Below are 20494 nucleotides of genomic sequence, written 5' to 3' on the forward strand. Positions count from 1 at the left end.
GCTGACATGCTGCAGCAATGCGCGATAAGGGTGCAAAAGGCCGCTATGTGTCTGGTTAGCTCGGTATTTATGTTTTGACGGTACACTCACACATCATGTCTGCTCACGCTCAGAAAACGGACCTGTTCCGCGCCAATAGTTTCCGCGTCGTTGATGGCGTGGCGACAGGTGATGCTCTGGCCCTGCCGGATGCTCTGTTTCTGGATGACATCTACAGGCTGGATCACGGGGCAATGGCGACGACCATGCTTGCGGACACCGGCCGTTTTGTCGTCGCGGCGTGCGGCACAGCGTTACAGGCTCAGGCCTGTTTGCGCTTCCTGTGCCCCGATGGCTGGACCAGCGATGCGCTGCTTTTGACCGACAATCATGGTCGGGTCTATCTCTGCCCTCTTGATCCCATCAGGCCCGGCGTGGCCTACCGCCTGATCCATATCGACCAAGGCAATCCGACGCGCAGATTTGCGCAGGCGACTGCGGCCTCATTTGTCGCGGGCACCCTGATCACCATGGCTGACGGATCGACACAGCCCGTGGAAACGCTGCAAACCGGCGACAGGATCAAGACCCGCGATCACGGCCCGCAAACCGTCAACTGGGTCGGACAACGGACATTTCGCGCGCATGCGGCCAATGCACCAGTAACAATCAAGCGGTCGGGTCATGCTTTGTCAGCCCATCCGGCGCAACGCCTGTGCCTGCAATCAATGGACCGCCCCGTTCAAGCCGCTGCCTTGATCGGCAATGCAGGCGTGTCGCAGCAAGCCGGCGGGTTTGTCGATTATGTGCAACTGCAATTCGAAAAATCGTGCGTGATCAAAGTGCAAGATGTCTGGGCCGAATCCTGTTTGATGAATTTGCGTTCAGTGGCAGAGCAGCGCGTGACCGACCCGGCATTGATGCATGTTGGACGCCTGGTAGAAATGGCCAAAGCAGATGCCCGCTTCACTCAGGGGCTGACTGCCGCGAACGTGCCGTCAAATCGGTCCAGTTCTGACCCGTCAGAGATTGTGCCAAAGGCCACGCCGGCCACCGCATCAGCCGTTCGACCATAGAAATCACCGGCAACATCACCACTCAGATCGTACTCAGTCGGGCCATCTGAAAGACGCCCGGTCAGCTTCGCCGCGAATTGGTAATCATCGTCCGGGTCTGCACCGGGATTGAGCGATCCGTCATAGATCTCCAACTCTCCCGATAACGTCCCTTGCGACCCTGCGAACGCGCTGATCGTCCCGGATAGCGGCGTCAAGCTATCATCGAAATGCACCGTGGCCTGCAGGCGACCAAGATAGGGCGTGACGGCACCCGATGGGCCCAGCGGCAATCCTAGCCGCATGTCGCCAACATAGCTGATACTGCCCTCTGCCGGCAGTTGATTGACAGGTGTTACGCCCGCTGCCGTGATGTCGGCAAATGCATCATCGAACGCAGCAAGCCGCGCTTCTGTGCTTATGCTGCTATCACCGCCGCCACCGCAGGCCGCCAGAAATGTGACTATGAAAAACGTCCGGACCATACGATCCATGCTGCCGGCGATATGCTTAACAGGAGGTTAAGGCGCGGACAGGCTTCCCTCACCAACCACCGTCACCACCGCGTCAGTGATCGTCCCATTGTAATTCACCTGCGCTTCAAGCGCGGACCCAGCGACAGCCGTAACCGGGTTGCCCAGAAAATCGCCGGTCACCGTCCCGTCGAGGATGAATGACTGCCCAGTCGCGGTCAGCGCCCCTGAATAATCAAGCGACCATTCATTGCCGGGGCCGATGCTACCATCGCTGATGGTCGCACTTCCACCATAGTCCCGCAGCACCCCATCAGGGCCGGTGCCAAAGAAATTGCCAAAGGTCCCTGTGACCGGTTCGGCCCCTTCAAAATCCATGGTGATTGTCGCGTCGCCCGCCAAGACAGATGTGGCCGGGCTCGTCTCGGCCCGGATTGTGACCGATCCGGTGAAATCGGCGGTGCCGGTTGCGGGTATATTGCCCGCCTCGGTCATGGGCATGCCCATAACACCCGCGCCCGGGTCACCCAGCACGCGCAAGCGTTGGGATTCGTAGATATCAATGCGCGATAGGCGCGGATCAATCCCGCTGCCGCCGCTATCACCACCGCCACCACCGCCGCAGCCCATCAGCGGCAGCAGGGCGGCCATCACCATGACCCGCATCACTGCCCCTGGTTTCAGACCTGTGCCCTCATGCTATCAGCAAAACCCAAAGCTTCGGTTAAGCGCGCCCCGCATTGCCCTTTGCCTGCCAACCGCATAAAGCGTGCCACATGACAAATCGCCCCGCACTGCCCCCCGAAATCGCCCGCCGCCGGACCTTTGCGATCATCTCGCACCCGGACGCGGGCAAGACGACCCTGACCGAGAAATTCCTGCTTTACGGCGGCGCCATTCAGATGGCCGGACAGGTGCGCGCCAAGGGCGAGGCACGGCGCACGCGGTCGGATTTCATGCAGATGGAAAAGGACCGGGGGATCTCCGTCAGCGCCTCGGCCATGTCATTTGATTTCGAAAAATACCGGTTCAATCTGGTCGACACACCCGGCCACTCTGATTTCTCGGAAGACACCTATCGGACGCTGACAGCCGTCGATGCCGCCGTCATGGTGATTGACGGGGCCAAGGGAGTCGAAAGCCAGACGCAAAAGCTGTTCGAGGTCTGTCGCCTGCGCGACCTGCCCATCCTGACCTTCTGCAACAAGATGGACCGCGAAAGCCGCGATACGTTTGAGATCATTGACGAAATTCAGGAAAATCTGGCGATTGACGTGACCCCTGCCGCCTGGCCGATCGGTGTCGGGCGCGATTTCATCGGCACCTACGACATTCTGCGCGACCGTCTGGAACTGATGGACCGCGCCGACCGCAACAAGATCGCCGAAAGCATTGAGATCAACGGGCTGGACGATCCGAAACTGGCCGAACATGTGCCTGCTCACCTGCTGGAGAAATTCCTCGAAGAGATCGAGATGGCCAAAGAACTCCTGCCATCGTTGGACCATGAGGCGGTGCTGAACGGGTCGATGACACCGATCTGGTTCGGCTCGGCCATCAACTCTTTCGGGGTCAAGGAATTGATGGACGGAATAGGCACCTACGGGCCGGAACCGCAGGTGCAAACGGCACAGCCGCGCAATGTGGCCCCCGAAGAACCCAAAGTGGCCGGTTTCGTGTTCAAAGTGCAGGCCAATATGGACCCCAAACACCGGGACAGGGTGGCCTTTCTGCGCCTCGCCTCGGGCCATTTCGAACGTGGCATGAAGCTGACCCATGTGCGGTCGAAAAAGCAGATGGCGATCACCAATCCGGTGCTGTTTCTGGCCGCCGACCGGGAATTGGCAGAAGAAGCCTGGGCCGGCGACATCATCGGCATCCCCAATCACGGGCAATTGCGCATCGGCGACACGCTGACCGAAGGCGAGGCGATCCGGGTGACCGGCATTCCCTCCTTCGCACCGGAACTGCTGCAAACCTGCCGGGCGGGCGACCCGATGAAGGCCAAGCATCTGGAAAAGGCGCTGATGCAATTTGCAGAGGAAGGGGCGGCCAAAGTGTTCAAGCCCACATTCGGGTCCGGCTTTATCGTCGGCGTCGTCGGCGCGCTGCAATTCGAGGTTCTGGCGTCCCGGATCGAGATGGAATACGGACTGCCCGTGCGGTTTGAACCGTCACAATTCACCTCTGCCCGCTGGGTATCCGGCAGCAAGGACGCAGTCGAAAAATTCGCCGCCGCCAACAAACAGCATATCGCCACCGATAATGACGGCGACACCGTGTACCTGACGCGTCTGCAATGGGATATCGACAGGGTTGCGCGCGACTATCCCGATGTAAACTTGACAGCCACGAAAGAGATGATGGTGTAAGGGTTCATTAACCAATCGACCACCAGTCTGTGGCATGCGGTTTCTTGCCCTTTCTCTGCTTGTCTGCCTTGCGGGCTGCACACCCGGTGCGGATATCATCAGCCGGTATGACGACTGGACTGGCTTCAATGAATTCTACACGCCCGAACACGAGATTTTTCGTGATCGCAAGGCGAACATGGTGGTTCGCCCTGTCATGATCGAACGCGGCGGCACGCGCGCCTATGGCGTGCTGACCAATATCCGTCGCCGCATCCCGAACGGCCCGATTGTCGAGGCGATGTATTCAGGCAATGTCCGACTGCAATATCAACGGCATGACCGGTTGCTGACCCATTGCATCGACGGCTGCCAAAGGGCCGAGGTGGGGGTGATCCACCTAACCGAGGCCGCATTTCGAACCGCCGCCCGCACCGGCCTGCCGCTCCGCGTGCAAGGCCGGCGCGGCCGATATGAAGGCGTCGTGCCCGGTATGTTGTTCCAGCAGGTACTAAGTAGCCCAGGGTAAGGTCGAGCGGCAAATTTCGCTACCCCGTCAACGCCCCTCTTGTATTGCCTCCTCACCTTCGCCAACATGAGGTGGGTATATTTACGGGGGTAAATTGACATGAATACTGTATTGAAAGTGATTTTAGTCGGAGCGTCGGGTGTGGTTTTGTCGGCTTGTGGTGGATCAAGTGGTGGTGATAGCGGTGGTCTTCAGCTTGTTCCTGGGCCGTCAATTCCTACTAGTGGCTCTGCAACTTATACCGGTGACTTGAATTTCGTCCTGAATGAAGGTGGAGCGGGCAACGTTACATACACCGGTGACTTGACGGTTAACGCAAATTTTTCGGGAAGCACAGTTACCGGAAATGCCACCGGGTTCTCGGATACAGATAGCGAGAGTTACACAGGCACCCTTACGCTACAAAATGGCGACATTGATCGGAACTTGCCTTCCAACCTATTCCCTTTGTTTGCTGATCTCGATGGAACTTTGACCAGAGTTAGCGATGGTACCACTTACACGTCTGGAGCGGCAATCGGCGCTGACTTTTATCAATCTGATGGCGCGACAACTCCGGAAGAGATACGTGGTCGTGTAAGCGGCACTTTCCAGAAAGATGATGGTGTGACAGCCCCGACGACTATTGCAGTGGAAGAGACGCTGAGCACATTCACTGCATCTCAGTAGTCCAAAAAGAAATGCCCCTCCAAAACCGCGTCCTGCCAACGGGCGAGATTGTCTCTGATCCCGCCCGTGGCATGCTGACCGGCAATCGCGGGATCATCCATCGTGATAACCGCACCCTTGGCACCGCGCGCTGGTCGCATCACGCGTGGATTTGCTGCACGCTGGACTGGCAGGGGCGCACGCGGCAGGTGATGACAGGCCGCAAATGGACGGAGCTGTTCTTTCTGGACGAGGCTGTGGCCTTTGCCGCAGGCCACCGCCCTTGTGGCTATTGTCGGCGTGACGCCTATAACCGCTTTGCCGATGCCTGGGCCACCCATACCGGAACCCGCCCCAAGGCGCCGCAGATCGACAAGGTGCTTCATGCCGCCCGCGTAATACCCCGGAGCCGGATACAGCGGGTGCATCAGGCACCCATGATTGACCTGCCGACCGGGACGATGATTGACCATGCCGGGCGTCCACATCTGGTCTCTGACCAACATCTGCACCCCTACACGCCAGCGGGCTATGACCTTGCCATCGACAGACCGGGCACAGGCATCGCAACCGTCCTGACCCCCGCCCCGACGCGCGCCGTTCTGGCACAAGCCTATCGCCCCATGATCCACCCGACGGCGGGCTTGTAAGGGATGGCGCGGCCCCCGATACTGGGGCCAATCACCGGCAGAGGGGCCAGATGACCAAGAATGATGAAACCTTTCCCGGCGGGGTCCGCACCCTTCTGCCGCAATACCAGAAACGGCGGTCGCTGCTGACCCATGACGCAGGCGAGGATCTGGCCCCGATAGACGTAGATTTCAAGGCGCTCGCCACCCAGCCACTGCCCCCGCAAATCAACCCGCGCCCCGACGGGCTCAGCCGGGTTGCCAAGAAACGGCATATGCTGCTGGGGGAACTGGCGGGGCACACGGAACTGGCCCTGCTGCATGGGCTGCTGATTTCGCATCTGCGCAAGCATACCTATCCAGATCACGCCCCTGCCCTGTTCCTGCGGCTCTGGGCCGAGGAAGAGGATTGGCTGCTCGACAACCTGCCCACCCGCTGGTTGATCTCGGCGATCATCACCTTCGCCGATCACGGGCAGGACGAGGCGGACCGGAAGCTCGCCCAATCCTTCAACATTCTGTTTTCGCTGATGAAAATTTACGAGGCGGAGCGGGCCTTTTCCGGTCTACCCCCGCAGGAACCGTTCAGGATCAAGGACCGCAACAAAGCCCCTCTGCCCATGGGGATGAAGGATTTTTCCGTCCTCAAGGGCGATCTGGAGGCGCATCTGCTGGCCCCCCTGTGGCGCGACGCGAAACATGCGCCTGCCACGGGGCGATTGGCGCGGCACCTGCTGACGGCGCTGAACAACGACGACGGCACCGTCTTTCGTCGCTTTGCCCTTATGCGCCGCGCGGCGGAAAAGGCCAGATGATACGGGACGTTACGGGGGCAGCCGCCTTGACGCAGCGCAGCAATTCCGCTATCCGCAGCCACGGCCAATCCGGCCCTTGATGCCCGGGACGCGCGGAACTTTGCGTCCTTCTCACCTTTGCGGACCGACCCGCAGAAACAGGACGTATATGACCAAATTCTCTGACATGAACCTTGATCCCAAGGTTCTCAAGGCCGTCGCTGAAACCGGCTACGACACCCCCACCCCGATCCAAGATGGCGCCATCCCGCCCGCGCTCGAAGGGCGCGATGTGCTGGGGATTGCCCAGACCGGCACCGGCAAGACCGCCGCCTTCACCCTACCGATGATCACCCTTCTGGGCCGTGGCCGTGCCCGCGCGCGGATGCCCCGCTCGCTGGTGCTGGCGCCTACACGGGAACTGGCCGCACAGGTGGCCGAAAACTTCGACACATACGCCAAATACACCAAGCTTTCCAAGGCGTTGCTGATCGGCGGCACAAGCTTCAAGGATCAGGACAAGATCATCGACAAGGGCGTCGATGTGCTGATCGCGACCCCCGGTCGTCTGTTGGATCACCTCGAACGTGGCAAGCTGATCCTGACCGACGTGAAGGTCATGGTGGTGGATGAGGCCGACCGGATGCTCGACATGGGCTTCATCCCGGATATCGAGGAAATCTTCAAACGCACGCCCTTCACCCGCCAGACCCTGTTTTTCAGCGCCACCATGGCGCCCGAGATTGAGCGGATCACCAACACGTTCCTGTCCAATCCTGCCAAGGTCGAGGTGGCGCGCGCGGCCACGACGAATGTGAACATCAAACAGGGCGTCGTGATGTTCAAAGGATCAGCAAAACCCAAGGAGCCATCGGAAAAACGTGCCCTGCTCCGCGCCCTGATCGATGCCGAAGGTGAGGCCTGCACCAACGCGATCATTTTCTGCAACCGCAAGTCTGACGTGGATATCGTTGCCAAATCGCTGAACAAATACGGCTATGATGCCGCCGCGATCCACGGCGATCTGGATCAGTCGCACCGGACACGCACGCTGGACAAGTTCCGCGACAATGAACTGCGGTTCCTTGTAGCCTCAGACGTGGCCGCCCGCGGCCTCGACATTCCCGCCGTAACTCATGTGTTCAACTTCGACGTGCCCAGCCATGCCGAAGACTACGTGCACCGGATCGGGCGCACAGGTCGCGCGGGCCGGACAGGCACCGCGATCATGATCTGCATCCCACGGGACGAGAAAAACCTTGATGACGTCGAACGGCTGGTCAAGGAAAGCATTCCGCGCTTGGACAACCCGATGAAGGGCGCACCGGCCAAGGAAGAGACCAAGACCGAGGAAAAACCAAAGCGGACGCGTAATCGCCGGAAAAAAGATGATGAGGGTGAAGCACTCGAGGCGAAACCGGTCGAAAAGCCCGCGCAGGATGAAAGACCGCAGCGGGATGACAAACCGAGGCGCGAAGAAAAGCCCCGGCAAGAGCGGTCACGCGGCGGACGCGGACGCGGCCGGAACGAGCCCGATGTGGTGGGCATGGGCGAGGATACGCCCGCATTCATCGCGATGAGCTTTGAGGAACGCGCGAAGGTCTGACAACGGTCGGGATAGATCCCGACCCACATTTCGTCTTGCCACCACCGCCTGGCTTGCCCGGGCATCGCCCGACCTCCCCCCGGAGGGCGATACCCTAGCGTTGCAATACAGGCGTTTTTATAATCTCGATCCCACGCTCACCGACGATTTGTGGACTAAAGCATCAAATACACTCATAAGGTGTATATGAGTAAATACATAATTTTCGCCTTTTTTATTGCACCCGTTCTGGTGGCCTGCTCGCCAACAGTGTCTCAGGACATCTCGCAGAGTATTGAAAATCAAAGCACTACGTCCTTGTGGATCGAACACCGACAGACACCTTCGCCACTCCGCTTGGCATTTATTGAGGCCGAGTTGGCAGAACGAGGTGAAACGCGTTTTGGAACTTCATATATTGGTCAACGAACGTCATCCGCTTTCGGCAACACGCTCTATTCTCGCTCTCCTACGAATACAGCTTTGGGAACAGACCTACGGAATTGCGACGATTTCAGCAGCGCAGCTTCTGCGCAAAAATACTTCTTAGCTTCTGGCGGACCGCTGAGTGACCCCAATGACCTCGATCGAGATGGTGACGGGCTGGCCTGTGAATGGGGAACGCGTGTGAGACAAATTTCAAGAGCAGCCAGAGCGCCCGTTCGTACAACAGTATCGCGACCGACGATCTCGCGGCGCTGCTATGTCGGCCCACGAGGCGGCACATATACAATTACTGCTAGCGGCGCGCGCGATTATGATGGCTGCTAACGACTTAACAGCTCTATAAAGATAGTTTGCTAGAAATTAACCGACAGCCAGCCCAAAAAATTACCCCAACCTGCTAACAATCACTGTTACCTCCGGCTTCTTCCCGATCTCGCCTTGCGCTGACTTCCGCGCGATGCTCCGCAGCTCTTTCTCCAGCTTGTCATCATCCCGCAGCGTCTTGGCATTGGCGCGGTTCAGGAACTGGCTCAGGTCTTCCTCGACCACCTCGACCAGGGCCGCATTGTTGCGCCCCATCTCCGGCAGGCCGGAAATCTCAACCCAGGGATCCCCCAGCGGTTCGTCGTTTTCGTCGATGATCAGGGTCACAATCATATGCCCGTTCAGCGCCATGCGGATGCGGTTGCGCACCACACCGTCCAGCGCGCCGATCTGTACCGTGCCGTCCAGATAGGTCCGGCCGGTGTCGATATACTCGGCCACCGTGGGTTGATTGCCCGACAGGTCGATCATCATGCCGTTGACCGCGACGATCCCCGTCAGCCCGCCTGCATTCCCGACCTTCACATGCTCGCGCAGGTGCCGGTGTTCGCCATGCATGGGAATCAGGATTTGCGGTTTCACGATTTGGTGCAGCCGCTCAAGATCAGGCCGATTGGCATGGCCGGACACATGGTATTTGCCGCCCGCATCGTCGATCACGTCCACACCCAGTTCGGACAATTGGTTCATGATCCGGATCACGCCGCGTTCATTGCCGGGGATGGTTTTGGAAGAGAAAAGGAACGTGTCCCCTTCCTTCAATGACAGCCCCAGATACTTGCCCTGCGCCAGTTGGGCGGATGCGGCGCGCCGTTCGCCTTGTGAGCCAGTGACCAACAGCATCAGGTTTTCGCGGGGAATACCCAGCGCATCCTCCGGGCTGACCGTGCCGGGGAAACCGTCCAATATCCCCTCTTCGGTCGCCGCCTCGACCATCCTGCGCATGGCCCGGCCCAGCAGACAGACGGATCGCCCGGCGGCCTTCGCGGCAACCGCCAGCGTTTTCAACCGCGCGATGTTGGATGCAAACGTGGTCGCAACGACCATACCCGTCGCGTCCTGCATCAGTTCGGTGATCGTCGGCCCGATAGAGGCTTCTGACCGCCCCGGGGCATCTGAAAACACGTTGGTGCTATCACAGACCAGCGCCTTGACCCCGTCTTTTGAAACTTCTTCCCACAGCGCCTGATCCCACGGGTCGCCGACCACCGGCGTCTCATCGATCTTGAAATCACCCGAATGCAGCACGCGTCCATCTGGGCTGTCGATCAGCAGACCAGCGCTTTCAGGGATCGAGTGGCTGATGGGCAGGTAAGACACCTTGAACGGTCCGCAGCTTATCACATGCGGATAAGGCTCAACCACCTTCACCACGCTTTCAGGATGGCCATGTTCGTCCAGCTTGCGCCGGGCGATATTGGCGGTAAAGCGGCGGGCATAGACAGGTGCGCCGAGCCGTTCCCAATAGTGACCGATGGCCCCCACATGATCCTCATGCGCGTGGGTGATGAAGATGCCGTCTATGCGCTCTTTCCGCGCCTCCAGCCAGGCAATATCGGGCAGGATCAGGTCCACCCCCGGCGTGCCGTCCATATCCGGGAAAGTCACGCCCAGATCAACCACGATCAGCCGTTCCTTGCCTTGCGGCCCATAGCCATAGACATAGGCGTTCATGCCGATCTCGCCGGCGCCCCCGAGGGGCAGATAGATCAGGCGGTCAGTCATGCATTGTCCTTGTTATACTTATGGATCACGGTCAGGCCGTGGATCGTCAGATCGTCCTCGAACGCATCGAAAAGCGCTTCGCTTTGCTGAAACAGAGGGGCCAGCCCCCCGGTTGAGATCACCTGCATCGGCACGCCACGTTCGGCCTTGATCCGCGCGCATATCTCACGCACCAGCCCGATGTAACCCCAAAAGACACCCGACTGCATGCATTCGACCGTATTGGTGCCGATCACCTTTTGCGGCTTGGTGATGTCCACATGCGGCAAGGCGGCGGCGGCATTGTGCAGCGCCTCAAGCGACAGGTTCACGCCGGGGGCGATGACCCCGCCAACATAGGCGCCGTCACTCGCCACCACATCAAAGGTGGTGGCCGTTCCAAAATCCACGACGATCAGGTCACCGCCATGCCGGGCATACGCACCGGCGGCATTAACCAGACGGTCCGGACCCACCTGTGTGCCTTCATCGACACGCGGGTTCTGGGGCAGCAAGCAATCAGGCTTGCCCACCACCAGAGGCCTGCAATTGTAGTAGCGGTCCGCAAAGACCCGCAGATTGAACACGACACGCGGCACGGTCGAGCTGATGATGATCTCATCAATATGGACATCCAGGTTCTGGAACCGCATCAGCGTGGAGAGCCAGACATAATACTGATCCGCCGTGCGCTGCCATTCGGTGCTGGCCCGCCAAGTGGCGATGAACTGTTCACCGTCCCAGATGGAAAACACGGTGTTGGTGTTGCCGCAATCAATGGCCAGAAGCATGGGCCCGCCTCCCTTAGAAAAACACATCCGCCGCCGGGATCGCGCGCGGGCCGGTGCCGGTAATCAGCACCAGATTGCCATCCTGATCGATACTGTCGAAGATACCTGTTACGTCCTCGCGCCCGGTGCAGGCGGTGATCACCTCGCCCAGACGTGCGGCATTTGCCAGCCAGTCGTCGCGGATGCGGGTGAACCCGAAATGACGCAACTTGTCCTCCTGTGTCGCATAGGCGTCTGCCAGCGTGGCAAGGAAATCCTCCGCGTCTACTTCCCATCCACCTGCCGCCATCAGGCTGGTCGGGGGGAAACTGGCGTCGGTCACACCTTCAGGCGTATGTTTGAGGTTCACACCGATCCCGATAGAAAGCCAATCGATAAAGGGCCCCTGCCCGCTGCTTTCCAAAAGAATTCCGGCGACCTTGCCGCCGGCCAGTAACACATCATTGGGCCATTTCAGGCTAAGCTTTTCGGCAGGTACGTAGATCGCCAGCGCCTGATACAGCGCATTGGCGGCAAGAAAGGATCGCTTGGCCGCCTCTGCCGCCGTACAGCCAGGGTTGAAGATCAATGTCGCGCTCAGGTTGCCGGGGGGCACGACCCACGGGCGCCCGCGCCGTCCTCGTGCCGCCGTCTGTGTGCGCGCCATGATCCATGTGGGCTTGATGATGTCGCCCGCGCGCCGCGCAGCCTCGGCCATGGTACTGTCAACAGAGCCAAGCACCACCCGCCCATAGCCTTCGGGCCAATGCCCATGGGCGTTGGCGTTAGTTGACAAGCGTCGCCGCCGCCGCTGCGGCCATGGGTTCGATCCCGAACAGGTTCACGACCCCGACGACCATGATCAGGGCCGAGGCCATCAGGAATGTCCAAAGCACCGGGTTCATCTTGCCGTCCAGCGCCTCGCCCTCTTCGCCGAAATACATGTAGTAGACGATGCGCAGATAATAGAAGGCCCCGATGACCGACGCGATCACACCGGCGACAGCAAGCCAGGCCAGCCCGCCTTCATAGGCGGCGCGCAGCACATAAAACTTGCCAAAGAACCCGACCATCGGCGGCACACCGGCAAGGCTGAACAGCAGCACCAGCATCGCCAGCGCACGCAAGGGCTGACGCTTTGAATACATCCGCAAACTGTCGATGTTGGTGACGGGTCGCCCGTCCCGCTCCATCCCAAGGATAAAGGCGAAGGTGCCGACATTCATCGTCACATAGATCGCCATATAGATCAGCATCGCCTGCACGCCGAATGCAGTGCCAGCGGCAAGGCCCATCAGCGCGAATCCCATATGGGCGATGGATGAATAGGCCATCAGGCGCTTGATGTCAGTCTGGCCAATGGCGGCGACAGCGCCAAGAAACATGGAGACGACGGACAGGAACGCCACGATCTGCTGCCAGTCCCCGACAATCCCGCCAAAGGCGTCATGCACTACACGGGCAAACAGCGCCATGGCCGCAACTTTGGGGGCTGTGGCGAAAAAGGCTGTCACAGGTGTGGGCGAGCCTTCATACACGTCCGGCGTCCACATATGGAACGGTGCAGCAGAGACCTTGAAGGCAAAGCCTGCCAGCAGGAAGACAAGGCCGAACAGCAGCCCAAGCGAGGGTTCGTCAGCTGTTGCTTCAATGATGCCTGAGAACAGCGTCGTGCCGGCAAAGCCGTAGGTCAGCGACGCACCATAAAGCAGCAGACCCGACGACAGCGCACCGAGGACGAAATACTTCAGCCCCGCCTCGGTCGATTTCACGCTATCCCGGCGCAATGCAGCCACGACATACAGCGACAGCGATTGCAGTTCGAGGCCCATATAAAGCGCCATCAGGTCTCCCGCACTGACCATCACCATCATGCCAACAACCGCCAACGCGACCAGCAGCGGATATTCGAACCTGAGCAGGCCACGGCGCTGCATATATGCCTCTGACATCAGCAGGACCGCGGCGGCGGACAAAAGGATCGTGATCTTCGCGAACCGGGCAAACCCGTCATCGACGAACATACCGCCAAAGGCGATACTCGTCCCTTGCCCGTTAATCCCGATCCACACCGCCAGCAGCACAAACAGCCCTGATGTGGCCCATGTCAGCAGCGGCGCCATACCGTCCTTGGTCGTGTAGACAGCCCCGATCAGGGCCGCCATGGCATACACCGCCAGCACGATTTCAGGCATCAGGATTTGGATATCGGCAGAGATCATATGCCTGTTCCTTAATTCGAAGCAAACTGGGTGGCGGCCTCAAAGGTCGCCAGCGCCGTTTCATAATTGCCGACCAACGCATTCACGCTCGGGCCAATGATATCAAGGACCAGCGCAGGGTAGACCCCCAGCAGCAGCGTCATGGCGACCAGCGGGGCAAAGATCACCCGCTCGCGCTTGGTCATATCGGTGATGGTCTTCAGGCTTTCCTTGATCAGATCGCCCATCACCACCCGGCGATAAAGCCACAGCGCGTAAGCCGCCGACAGGATCACACCGGATGTCGCGACCACGGCGACCCAGGTATTGACCTGGAAAATCCCCACAAGCGTCAGGAATTCACCGATAAACCCGGACGTCCCTGGCAGGCCGACATTGGCCATCGTGAAGAACATGAAAATCAGCGCGTAGGCCGGCATCCGATTGACCAGACCGCCATAGGCATCAATCTCGCGCGTATGCATCCGATCATAGATCACACCGACACACAGGAACAGCGCGCCAGAGATAAAGCCGTGGCTGATCATCTGGAAGATCGCACCATCAATCCCCTGTTGGTTCACCGCAAAGATCCCCATGGTCACGTAACCCATATGGGCAACCGACGAATAGGCAATCAGCTTTTTCATGTCTTCCTGCACAAGTGCGACAAGCGAGGTATAGACAATCGCGATCGCCGACAGCCACAGCACCAGCGGGCCCATCACTTCTGACCCGACTGGAAACATCGGCAGGCTGAAACGCAGGAAACCGTACCCCCCCATCTTCAGCAGGATCGCAGCCAGAACCACGGACCCGGCCGTGGGCGCCTGCACGTGTGCGTCCGGCAACCACGTATGAACCGGCCACATCGGCATCTTAACGGCAAAGCTGGCAAAGAATGCCAACCACAGCAGCGTCTGCATCCCACCCACGATCTGCACACCCAGAATGCTGAAATTCTCGGTGCCGAATGTGTGGGTCATCAACGTTGGAATATCCGTGGTGCCGGCATCGGCGAACATCGCCACCATGGCCACCAGCATCAGCACGGAGCCGAGGAAGGTATAAAGGAAGAATTTGAAGCTGGCATAGATGCGGTTCTTCCCGCCCCAGATACCGATGATCAGGAACATCGGGATCAGACCGGCCTCGAAGAACAGGTAGAACAGCACCAGGTCAAGGGCGAGGAACACGCCCAGCATCAATGTCTCAAGGATCAGGAAGGCGATCATGTATTCCTTGACGCGGGTGTTCACGTCCCAACAGGCGGCGATCACCAGCGGCATCAGGAAAGTGGTCAGCATCACAAACAGGATCGAAATACCATCGACACCCATCTTGTACTGCAGCCCCAGCAGCCATTCCCGCTCTTCGACCATCTGGAAACCGGTATTGTCCGGATCAAAATTCCAGATGATGAACATCGATGCGATAAATGTCGTTACCGTGGTGAGCAGTGCAACCCATTTGGCATTGCGCTGTGCGGCAGCGTCGTCACCGCGCAGAAACAACGCCAGAATAATCGCCCCCAGCAGGGGCAAAAAAGTTGTGAGGGAAAGGATGTTACCCATCAGTTTGCCCCCCCGGTCAGTGTGACCCAGGTCAGCAACACCGCTATTCCCAGTACCATGGCAAAGGCGTATGTGAAGACGTAGCCCGACTGCGCCCGGCCTGCGAGCCGTGTGAAGAATGGAATGATCCCCATGGCCAGCCCGTTGATGCCCCCGTCGATTGTCTTTGTGTCACCCTGTTTCCACAGGACCCGGCCCAGCGCCACGGCAGGTCTGACAAAGATGAAATCGTAGATCTCGTCGAAGTACCATTTGTTCAGCAAGAAGTTGTAAAGCGGCGCCTGCTGCTCGGCCAGTTTGCCGGGCAGATCAGGACGGCGGATATACATCTGATAGGCCAGCGCCAGACCGGTCAGCATCGCCACGAACGGGGCCAGCTTGACCCAGATCGGCACCTCGTGCGCCTCGTTCAGGACATGGTTATCAGGGCTGTTATGAATGGCCCCCTCACCCGGTGCGCCGACCAGATTGTAATGGTGCTTTTCTTCCTTGGAGTCCTCACCATGGGCTGCGTCATCACCATGTGCCGCCTCGTCGCCATGCTCGGACGCTTCGGCATAAGGCACGCCAAAGAACTTGCCGACCTTGTCGTTGGATCCAAAGAACGACCCGTACCAGACCATCCCGCTGAACACCGCACCAATCGCCAATATATAAAGCGGCACCAGCATCGAATTCGGGGCTTCATGTGCGTGTTCATGCGTATGGGCATCACCGCGCGGTGTACCGTAAAAGGTCATGAACATCAGACGCCAGCTGTAGAAACTGGTCATCAACGCCGCCACAACCAGCATCCAGAAGGCATAGCCACCCGCCGTACCTGCATAGGCGCTCTCGATGATCGCATCCTTGGACACGAACCCGGCAAACCCAATCGGGAACCCGATATAAAGCAGCGGGATACCAACACCCGTGATCGCCAGCGTCCCGATCATCATCATCCAGAACGTCTTGGGGATCTTGTGGCGCAACCCGCCATAGTTCCGCATGTCCTGCTCGTGATGCATCGCGTGAATGACAGACCCGGCACCAAGGAACAGCATCGCCTTGAAAAACGCATGTGTCAGCAGATGGAACATCGCCACCGAATACACACCCAGACCAGCAGCGACGAACATGTAACCCAGCTGCGAACATGTCGAATAGGCGATCACGCGCTTGATATCGTTCTGCACCAGACCAACAGTCGCGGCAAAGAAGGCAGTCGTGGCGCCCAGGAACACGATGAAATCAGTTGCGGCCGGGGCATATTCCATCAGCGGCGACATGCGGCAGACAAGGAACACACCGGCGGTCACCATGGTCGCGGCATGGATCAGGGCCGACACCGGGGTCGGGCCTTCCATGGCATCCGGTAGCCATGTGTGCAGGAACAACTGCGCCGATTTCCCCATCGCGCCGATAAACAGCAGAACCGCAATCAGGTTCAGCGTGTCCCACTCCGCCCACAGGAACGTGATGGTCTGGCCCTGCAGGTTCGGGATCTCGGCAAAGATATCCTCGAACCGGATACTGTCGGTCACCATATACAGCGCGAAAATGCCAAGGGCGAAACCAAAGTCGCCCACACGGTTGACCACAAACGCCTTGATCGCGGCCGCATTGGCCGTGGGTTTGCGGTAATAGAACCCGATCAGCAGATAGGACGCGACACCCACCCCTTCCCAGCCAAAGAACATCTGGACCAGGTTATCGGCGGTCACCAGCATCAGCATCGCAAAGGTAAAGAACGACAGATAGGCAAAGAACCGGGGGCGATAGCTTTCGCCTTCGCGAAAATTGTCGTCATGGGCCATGTAGCCGAACGAATACAGATGGACGAGCGCCGAAACAGTCGTGATCACGATCAGCATGACCGCGGTCAGCCGATCCATCCGGATCGCCCAATCGGTTGCCAGCGTCCCGCTTTCGATCCAACGCAGGATCGGCACAGTATAACCACCATTGGGATGGGCGCCCGCATCAAAGGTCAGAAACACCACCCAGGACAGGATCGCCGCCAGAAACAACAGGCTGGTCGACACCCACTGGGCCGCCGTTTCACCAATCAGTTTCCAGCCAAACCCGCACAGGATGGCACCGACCAGCGGGGCAAAAAGGATGATGGTTTCCATAATTTATTCGTACTCCCTGCTCATCCTAAGCATTCCGCTCCTGTGCCGGCTCTTTGTCGCCCAGCATTCCCGGATAGAAAACAGCACATCCGCAGTCTTCTTGTTCACTTATCCGCTCTCTCACCACAATCCCAAGCTCTTCTGCCTTAGCTTTAACTTCGGCTAAGCTGGTGTAGCCACCTGCATCAAGGAAAGCCTCAAATTCCTTTCCAGCCTCGCCAGCATCGATTGAAGGACCATCAGAACTGAACGACGTAGCATATGGCCGGCCATCGACCCTTTCGGTTTTTTCAAAGACATCCAACAAAACAAACGTCGACGCGATACCTGTTTCACAGTCAACAACCGATCGAAAACTGGAGGCCACGCGATAGCGAGAATTACCATGGGAACTGCCTGACTTGTTCAGAACAAGACCGTTCCCAAGGTCTTCTGGCGGTGCGTCGAAGAAGTGATTATCCGCCTTTGCACATTCCTCTGGAGCAACGGTGCAGGCCGAAAACACCCCTGCGAGGCCGAAGGCTAGTCCACGCTTGGACATACCAACTAATGTGCTGGAAACCTGCAACGCGTCAGCCCTTCATCACGTTGACGTCTTCAACGTCGATGGTCCCGCGGTTGCGGAAGAAACAGACAAGAATGGCCAGACCAATCGCGGCCTCGGCGGCAGCAACGGTCAGCACAAACAGGGTGAACACCTGCCCCACCAGATCACCCAGATAGCTGGAGAACGCGACAAGGTTGATATTCACCGCCAGCAGCATCAATTCAATGCTCATCAGCAGGATGATGACGTTCTTGCGGTTCAGGAACAGACCGAAGATGCCAATGACAAACAGGGCCGCAGCCACCGTCAGATAATGTTCAAGTCCGATCATTGTGCGCATCCTTCTTGAGACGCGCTGTGGCACAGGCTCGAACAATCAAGAAACCCGTCACCCCATGTGTGCGCATCCGCTACCCAACCTGTGCTTAAGATCGCTTGGGTGACCTGCTCCAGGCTCGCATTGTCACTAATGGCAAGAATTTGATCTCTTAGGTCCTCAACCCTGTGTTGGACATCCTCAGAGTGATAACTGCCGAATTGGACTTCGACACGATCTCGTGATCCGCATTCGAGGACAGACCATGTTGCACCACCGCACTCGTGTATCAGCATTGAGTCGGTCAACGCCAAGCTCAGTCGCCGCTCGAAGTTTTGATCATATCCAATGCATGAACCAGTCTGCAGATCATCGGCTGCAAGAGATGATGAAGACGTGACGATCACTGCTGCGGCCACCGTCAGATAATGTTCAAGTCCGATCATTGGCACTTCCTTCAGCCTTCATCACGAAGAAATTCTGCAAAATTTCTTCAGTCCGGAAGATTTCTCGTAACGAAAAATCTTCCATCACAACCCCTGCCCCGGCTTCACGTCGCGCAACTCCATCGCCTTCGCCGGATCGCGATACATCTGCTCAAGCACGTTCTGGCGCTTGATATCGACCCGGTGGCGCAGCGTCAGCACGATGGCCCCGATCATCGCGACCAGCAGGATCAGACCGGCCAGTTGGAACAGCAGGATATACTTGTCATAGATCAGCAGGCCCAACGCGGCGGTATTATCCAGATCACCCGCGGGGGCTGCGATGCGTCCCTCAACCCCATCCGAAAAGCCCCATGCGCCGAACGCGATGGCCAGTTGCATAATGATCACCACACCGATCAACAGGGCCAGCGGCAGGTATTTGGTCATCTCGGCCTTCAGTTCGGCGAAATCGACGTCCAGCATCATCACCACGAACAAGAACAGCACCGCAACCGCGCCCACATAGACGATGACCAGCAGCATCGCGACAAACTCGGCGCCCAGAGTCACGAACAACCCGGCCGATGACAGAAACGCCAGGATCAGCCACAGAACCGAATGCACCGGGTTGCGGCTGACGACCGTAAACAGCCCGCCCACTACGGTGGTGATCGCAAACAGATAGAAGGTGAACGCGAAAACTGTCATTCCGTCTCGTCCTTTTCCAGCACTTCGGTGGCCAGTTCCATGGCCTTGGTCATGGCAGGCACCCCGCCGAACATGCCCATCTGGGCAATCGTCTCGGCGATTTCCTGTTTCGTGGCCCCTGCTTCCACCAGATGGCGGACCGTCAGCCTGATCTGCGCCTCGGCCTGCGCACCCAGTACCGTCAGCCCGGCAAGGGTCAGCAGCAGGCGCGTCTTGGCATCAAGCCCTTCTGGGTTCAACCCCTTGCCCATAAAGGTTTCCATCAGGTCCTTGGGCATGGTCGGGAAAAGCGCCTCGAACCCTTTGGGGGTAAAGGATTCCAGCGCCGGATTCATCGCCTTCGCCCAGTCCTGACCCATTTTCATCATGGCTTCAAAAGGGTTCTGGTCCGTCATGCGGCCTCCAATCGGGCGCGCAATTCGCGCACCTGTGCCGCCCAGGCATCGAATTCGCCCGACTCTTCCCACAGGTCATACAGCTCTGACGTCTCGGCATCGGACAAGACGGCGTCCAACGCCTTAGTGGTGCGCAGCTTCAGATCATCAATCGCCAGCAAGTCGGCCTTGTGGCGGGCCAGAGCCTCGCCAATCTGGTCATTCAGCGCCGGATTGGGCTTGCCCCGCGACGCTGCCAGCAATTCAGCAAGAACAACAACACCGCAGCCAACATCGGAATCGATATAGCCATCAGCCAGACTTTCATCGGTCGCGGCCAAAACCTCGACGGCTGCTGCGGCCCCCATATCGCCAAAATCAGCCAGCCAATCCAGGCTGCCGTCATTATCCAGTGATCCTACGCCCCAGGCACCCATCCTTCGCGTCCCTTACCGATACGGCGCGTCGAGTTCGAGATTGCGCGCAATCTCAGCCTCCCAACGGTCGCCGTTTTCAAGCAGTTTCGCCTTGTCGTAATACAGCTCTTCCCTGGTTTCGGTACTGAATTCGAAATTCGGGCCTTCGACAATGGCATCCACAGGGCAGGCCTCCTGGCAGAAACCGCAATAGATGCATTTGGTCATGTCGATGTCATAGCGGGTGGTGCGGCGGCTGCCATCATCGCGCGGTTCCGCGTCAATCGTGATGGCCTGCGCCGGACAGATCGCCTCGCACAGTTTGCACGCGATACAGCGCTCTTCGCCATTGGGATAGCGGCGCAACGCATGTTCGCCTCGGAAACGGGGGCTAAGCGGTCCCTTTTCATGGGGATAGTTCAGTGTCGCCTTGGGCGAAAAGAAGTATTTCATGGTCAGCCGGAAGGCAGACCAGAAATCCTGCAAAAGAAAGTACTTGGTGGCACGGGTGTAGTCGATTTGGGTCAT

General features: G+C 58.5%; 23 protein-coding genes. 8 read left to right on the forward strand and 15 right to left on the reverse strand.

All coding sequences use genetic code 11. From position 1 onward, the window contains the following. Window positions 1-95 precede the first annotated feature (95 nt). Complete coding sequence (locus ACFWW4_RS05470; RefSeq protein WP_411889922.1) at window positions 96-1055, forward strand: Hint domain-containing protein; 960 nt, start codon at window positions 96-98, stop codon at window positions 1053-1055. Here the strand turns inward: ACFWW4_RS05470 and ACFWW4_RS05475 are convergent. Both ACFWW4_RS05475 and ACFWW4_RS05480 read right to left on the reverse strand, forming a co-directional pair. After that, complete coding sequence (locus ACFWW4_RS05475; protein WP_411889923.1) at window positions 950-1528, reverse strand: hypothetical protein; 579 nt, start codon at window positions 1526-1528, stop codon at window positions 950-952. The two genes, ACFWW4_RS05470 and ACFWW4_RS05475, sit on opposite strands and share 106 nt — an antisense overlap. A 27-nt stretch (window positions 1529-1555) precedes the next feature. Further along, window positions 1556-2173, reverse strand: coding sequence for a hypothetical protein (locus tag ACFWW4_RS05480; protein WP_411889924.1), 618 nt, complete (start codon window positions 2171-2173; stop codon window positions 1556-1558). A gap of 110 nt (window positions 2174-2283) precedes the next feature. Between ACFWW4_RS05480 and ACFWW4_RS05485 the strand changes: the two genes are divergently transcribed. From ACFWW4_RS05485 to ACFWW4_RS05515, 7 genes are all read left to right on the forward strand, one after another. After that, window positions 2284-3879, forward strand: a complete 1596-nt coding sequence (locus ACFWW4_RS05485; protein ID WP_411889925.1) for a peptide chain release factor 3 — start codon at window positions 2284-2286, stop codon at window positions 3877-3879. Between the two features lie 34 nt (window positions 3880-3913). Next, window positions 3914-4387 carry a hypothetical protein gene (locus ACFWW4_RS05490; RefSeq protein ID WP_411889926.1) on the forward strand — a complete coding sequence of 158 codons (474 nt, stop codon included), beginning with the start codon at window positions 3914-3916 and terminating at the stop codon, window positions 4385-4387. A 99-nt stretch (window positions 4388-4486) separates the two neighbouring features. After that, window positions 4487-5056 carry a hypothetical protein gene (locus ACFWW4_RS05495; protein ID WP_411889927.1) on the forward strand — a complete coding sequence of 190 codons (570 nt, stop codon included), beginning with the start codon at window positions 4487-4489 and terminating at the stop codon, window positions 5054-5056. Between the two features lie 11 nt (window positions 5057-5067). Beyond that, entirely contained in the window at window positions 5068-5685 is a 618-nt protein-coding gene (locus ACFWW4_RS05500; protein ID WP_411889928.1) for a hypothetical protein, read from the forward strand. Between the two features lie 50 nt (window positions 5686-5735). Beyond that, a complete protein-coding gene (locus ACFWW4_RS05505) occupies window positions 5736-6479 on the forward strand; it encodes a hypothetical protein (RefSeq protein WP_411889929.1) in 744 nt (247 codons plus the stop codon). A 148-nt stretch (window positions 6480-6627) separates the two neighbouring features. After that, entirely contained in the window at window positions 6628-8064 is a 1437-nt protein-coding gene (locus ACFWW4_RS05510; protein WP_411889930.1) for a DEAD/DEAH box helicase, read from the forward strand. 186 nt (window positions 8065-8250) lie between these two features. Beyond that, complete coding sequence (locus ACFWW4_RS05515; protein WP_411889931.1) at window positions 8251-8814, forward strand: excalibur calcium-binding domain-containing protein; 564 nt, start codon at window positions 8251-8253, stop codon at window positions 8812-8814. Between the two features lie 60 nt (window positions 8815-8874). Here ACFWW4_RS05515 and ACFWW4_RS05520 read toward each other — a convergent pair whose 3' ends face one another. The 13 genes from ACFWW4_RS05520 to nuoI all read right to left on the reverse strand — a co-directional run bounded on the left by ACFWW4_RS05520 (window position 8875) and on the right by nuoI (window position 20494). Then, complete coding sequence (locus tag ACFWW4_RS05520) at window positions 8875-10539, reverse strand: ribonuclease J (RefSeq protein ID WP_411889932.1); 1665 nt, start codon at window positions 10537-10539, stop codon at window positions 8875-8877. Next, on the reverse strand, window positions 10536-11309 hold the full coding sequence (locus ACFWW4_RS05525) for a type III pantothenate kinase (RefSeq protein WP_393926483.1): 774 nt from the start codon (window positions 11307-11309) through the stop codon (window positions 10536-10538). Before ACFWW4_RS05525 ends, ACFWW4_RS05520 begins: the two co-directional genes overlap by 4 nt. 13 nt (window positions 11310-11322) lie before the next feature. Then, entirely contained in the window at window positions 11323-12084 is a 762-nt protein-coding gene (locus tag ACFWW4_RS05530; RefSeq protein ID WP_411889933.1) for a biotin--[acetyl-CoA-carboxylase] ligase, read from the reverse strand. Further along, window positions 12074-13510: an NADH-quinone oxidoreductase subunit NuoN gene (nuoN, locus tag ACFWW4_RS05535; protein ID WP_393926486.1), complete on the reverse strand. Its 1437-nt coding sequence runs from the start codon at window positions 13508-13510 to the stop codon at window positions 12074-12076. The genes ACFWW4_RS05530 and nuoN overlap by 11 nt, the downstream gene beginning before the upstream one ends. A gap of 11 nt (window positions 13511-13521) precedes the next feature. Continuing rightward, a complete protein-coding gene (locus ACFWW4_RS05540; protein WP_393926488.1) occupies window positions 13522-15063 on the reverse strand; it encodes an NADH-quinone oxidoreductase subunit M in 1542 nt (513 codons plus the stop codon). After that, a complete protein-coding gene (gene nuoL / locus ACFWW4_RS05545) occupies window positions 15063-17177 on the reverse strand; it encodes an NADH-quinone oxidoreductase subunit L (protein WP_411889934.1) in 2115 nt (704 codons plus the stop codon). The genes ACFWW4_RS05540 and nuoL overlap by 1 nt, the downstream gene beginning before the upstream one ends. Window positions 17178-17202: 25 nt before the next feature. After that, window positions 17203-17745, reverse strand: coding sequence for a hypothetical protein (locus ACFWW4_RS05550; protein ID WP_411889935.1), 543 nt, complete (start codon window positions 17743-17745; stop codon window positions 17203-17205). A 4-nt stretch (window positions 17746-17749) separates the two neighbouring features. Beyond that, complete coding sequence (gene nuoK, locus ACFWW4_RS05555) at window positions 17750-18055, reverse strand: NADH-quinone oxidoreductase subunit NuoK (RefSeq protein WP_008235370.1); 306 nt, start codon at window positions 18053-18055, stop codon at window positions 17750-17752. After that, a complete protein-coding gene (locus ACFWW4_RS05560; protein ID WP_411889936.1) occupies window positions 18052-18486 on the reverse strand; it encodes a hypothetical protein in 435 nt (144 codons plus the stop codon). Before ACFWW4_RS05560 ends, nuoK begins: the two co-directional genes overlap by 4 nt. A gap of 84 nt (window positions 18487-18570) precedes the next feature. Beyond that, entirely contained in the window at window positions 18571-19176 is a 606-nt protein-coding gene (locus ACFWW4_RS05565; RefSeq protein WP_393926496.1) for an NADH-quinone oxidoreductase subunit J, read from the reverse strand. Next, window positions 19173-19571, reverse strand: a complete 399-nt coding sequence (locus ACFWW4_RS05570; protein WP_393926498.1) for a carboxymuconolactone decarboxylase family protein — start codon at window positions 19569-19571, stop codon at window positions 19173-19175. The genes ACFWW4_RS05565 and ACFWW4_RS05570 overlap by 4 nt, the downstream gene beginning before the upstream one ends. Beyond that, window positions 19568-19987, reverse strand: coding sequence for a DUF4259 domain-containing protein (locus tag ACFWW4_RS05575; protein WP_411889937.1), 420 nt, complete (start codon window positions 19985-19987; stop codon window positions 19568-19570). The genes ACFWW4_RS05570 and ACFWW4_RS05575 overlap by 4 nt, the downstream gene beginning before the upstream one ends. A 12-nt stretch (window positions 19988-19999) precedes the next feature. Then, on the reverse strand, window positions 20000-20494 hold the full coding sequence (nuoI, locus tag ACFWW4_RS05580) for an NADH-quinone oxidoreductase subunit NuoI (RefSeq protein WP_411889938.1): 495 nt from the start codon (window positions 20492-20494) through the stop codon (window positions 20000-20002).

Source organism: Yoonia sp. SDW83-1, assembly GCF_046762885.1.
Classification (GTDB): Bacteria; Pseudomonadota; Alphaproteobacteria; order Rhodobacterales; family Rhodobacteraceae; genus Yoonia.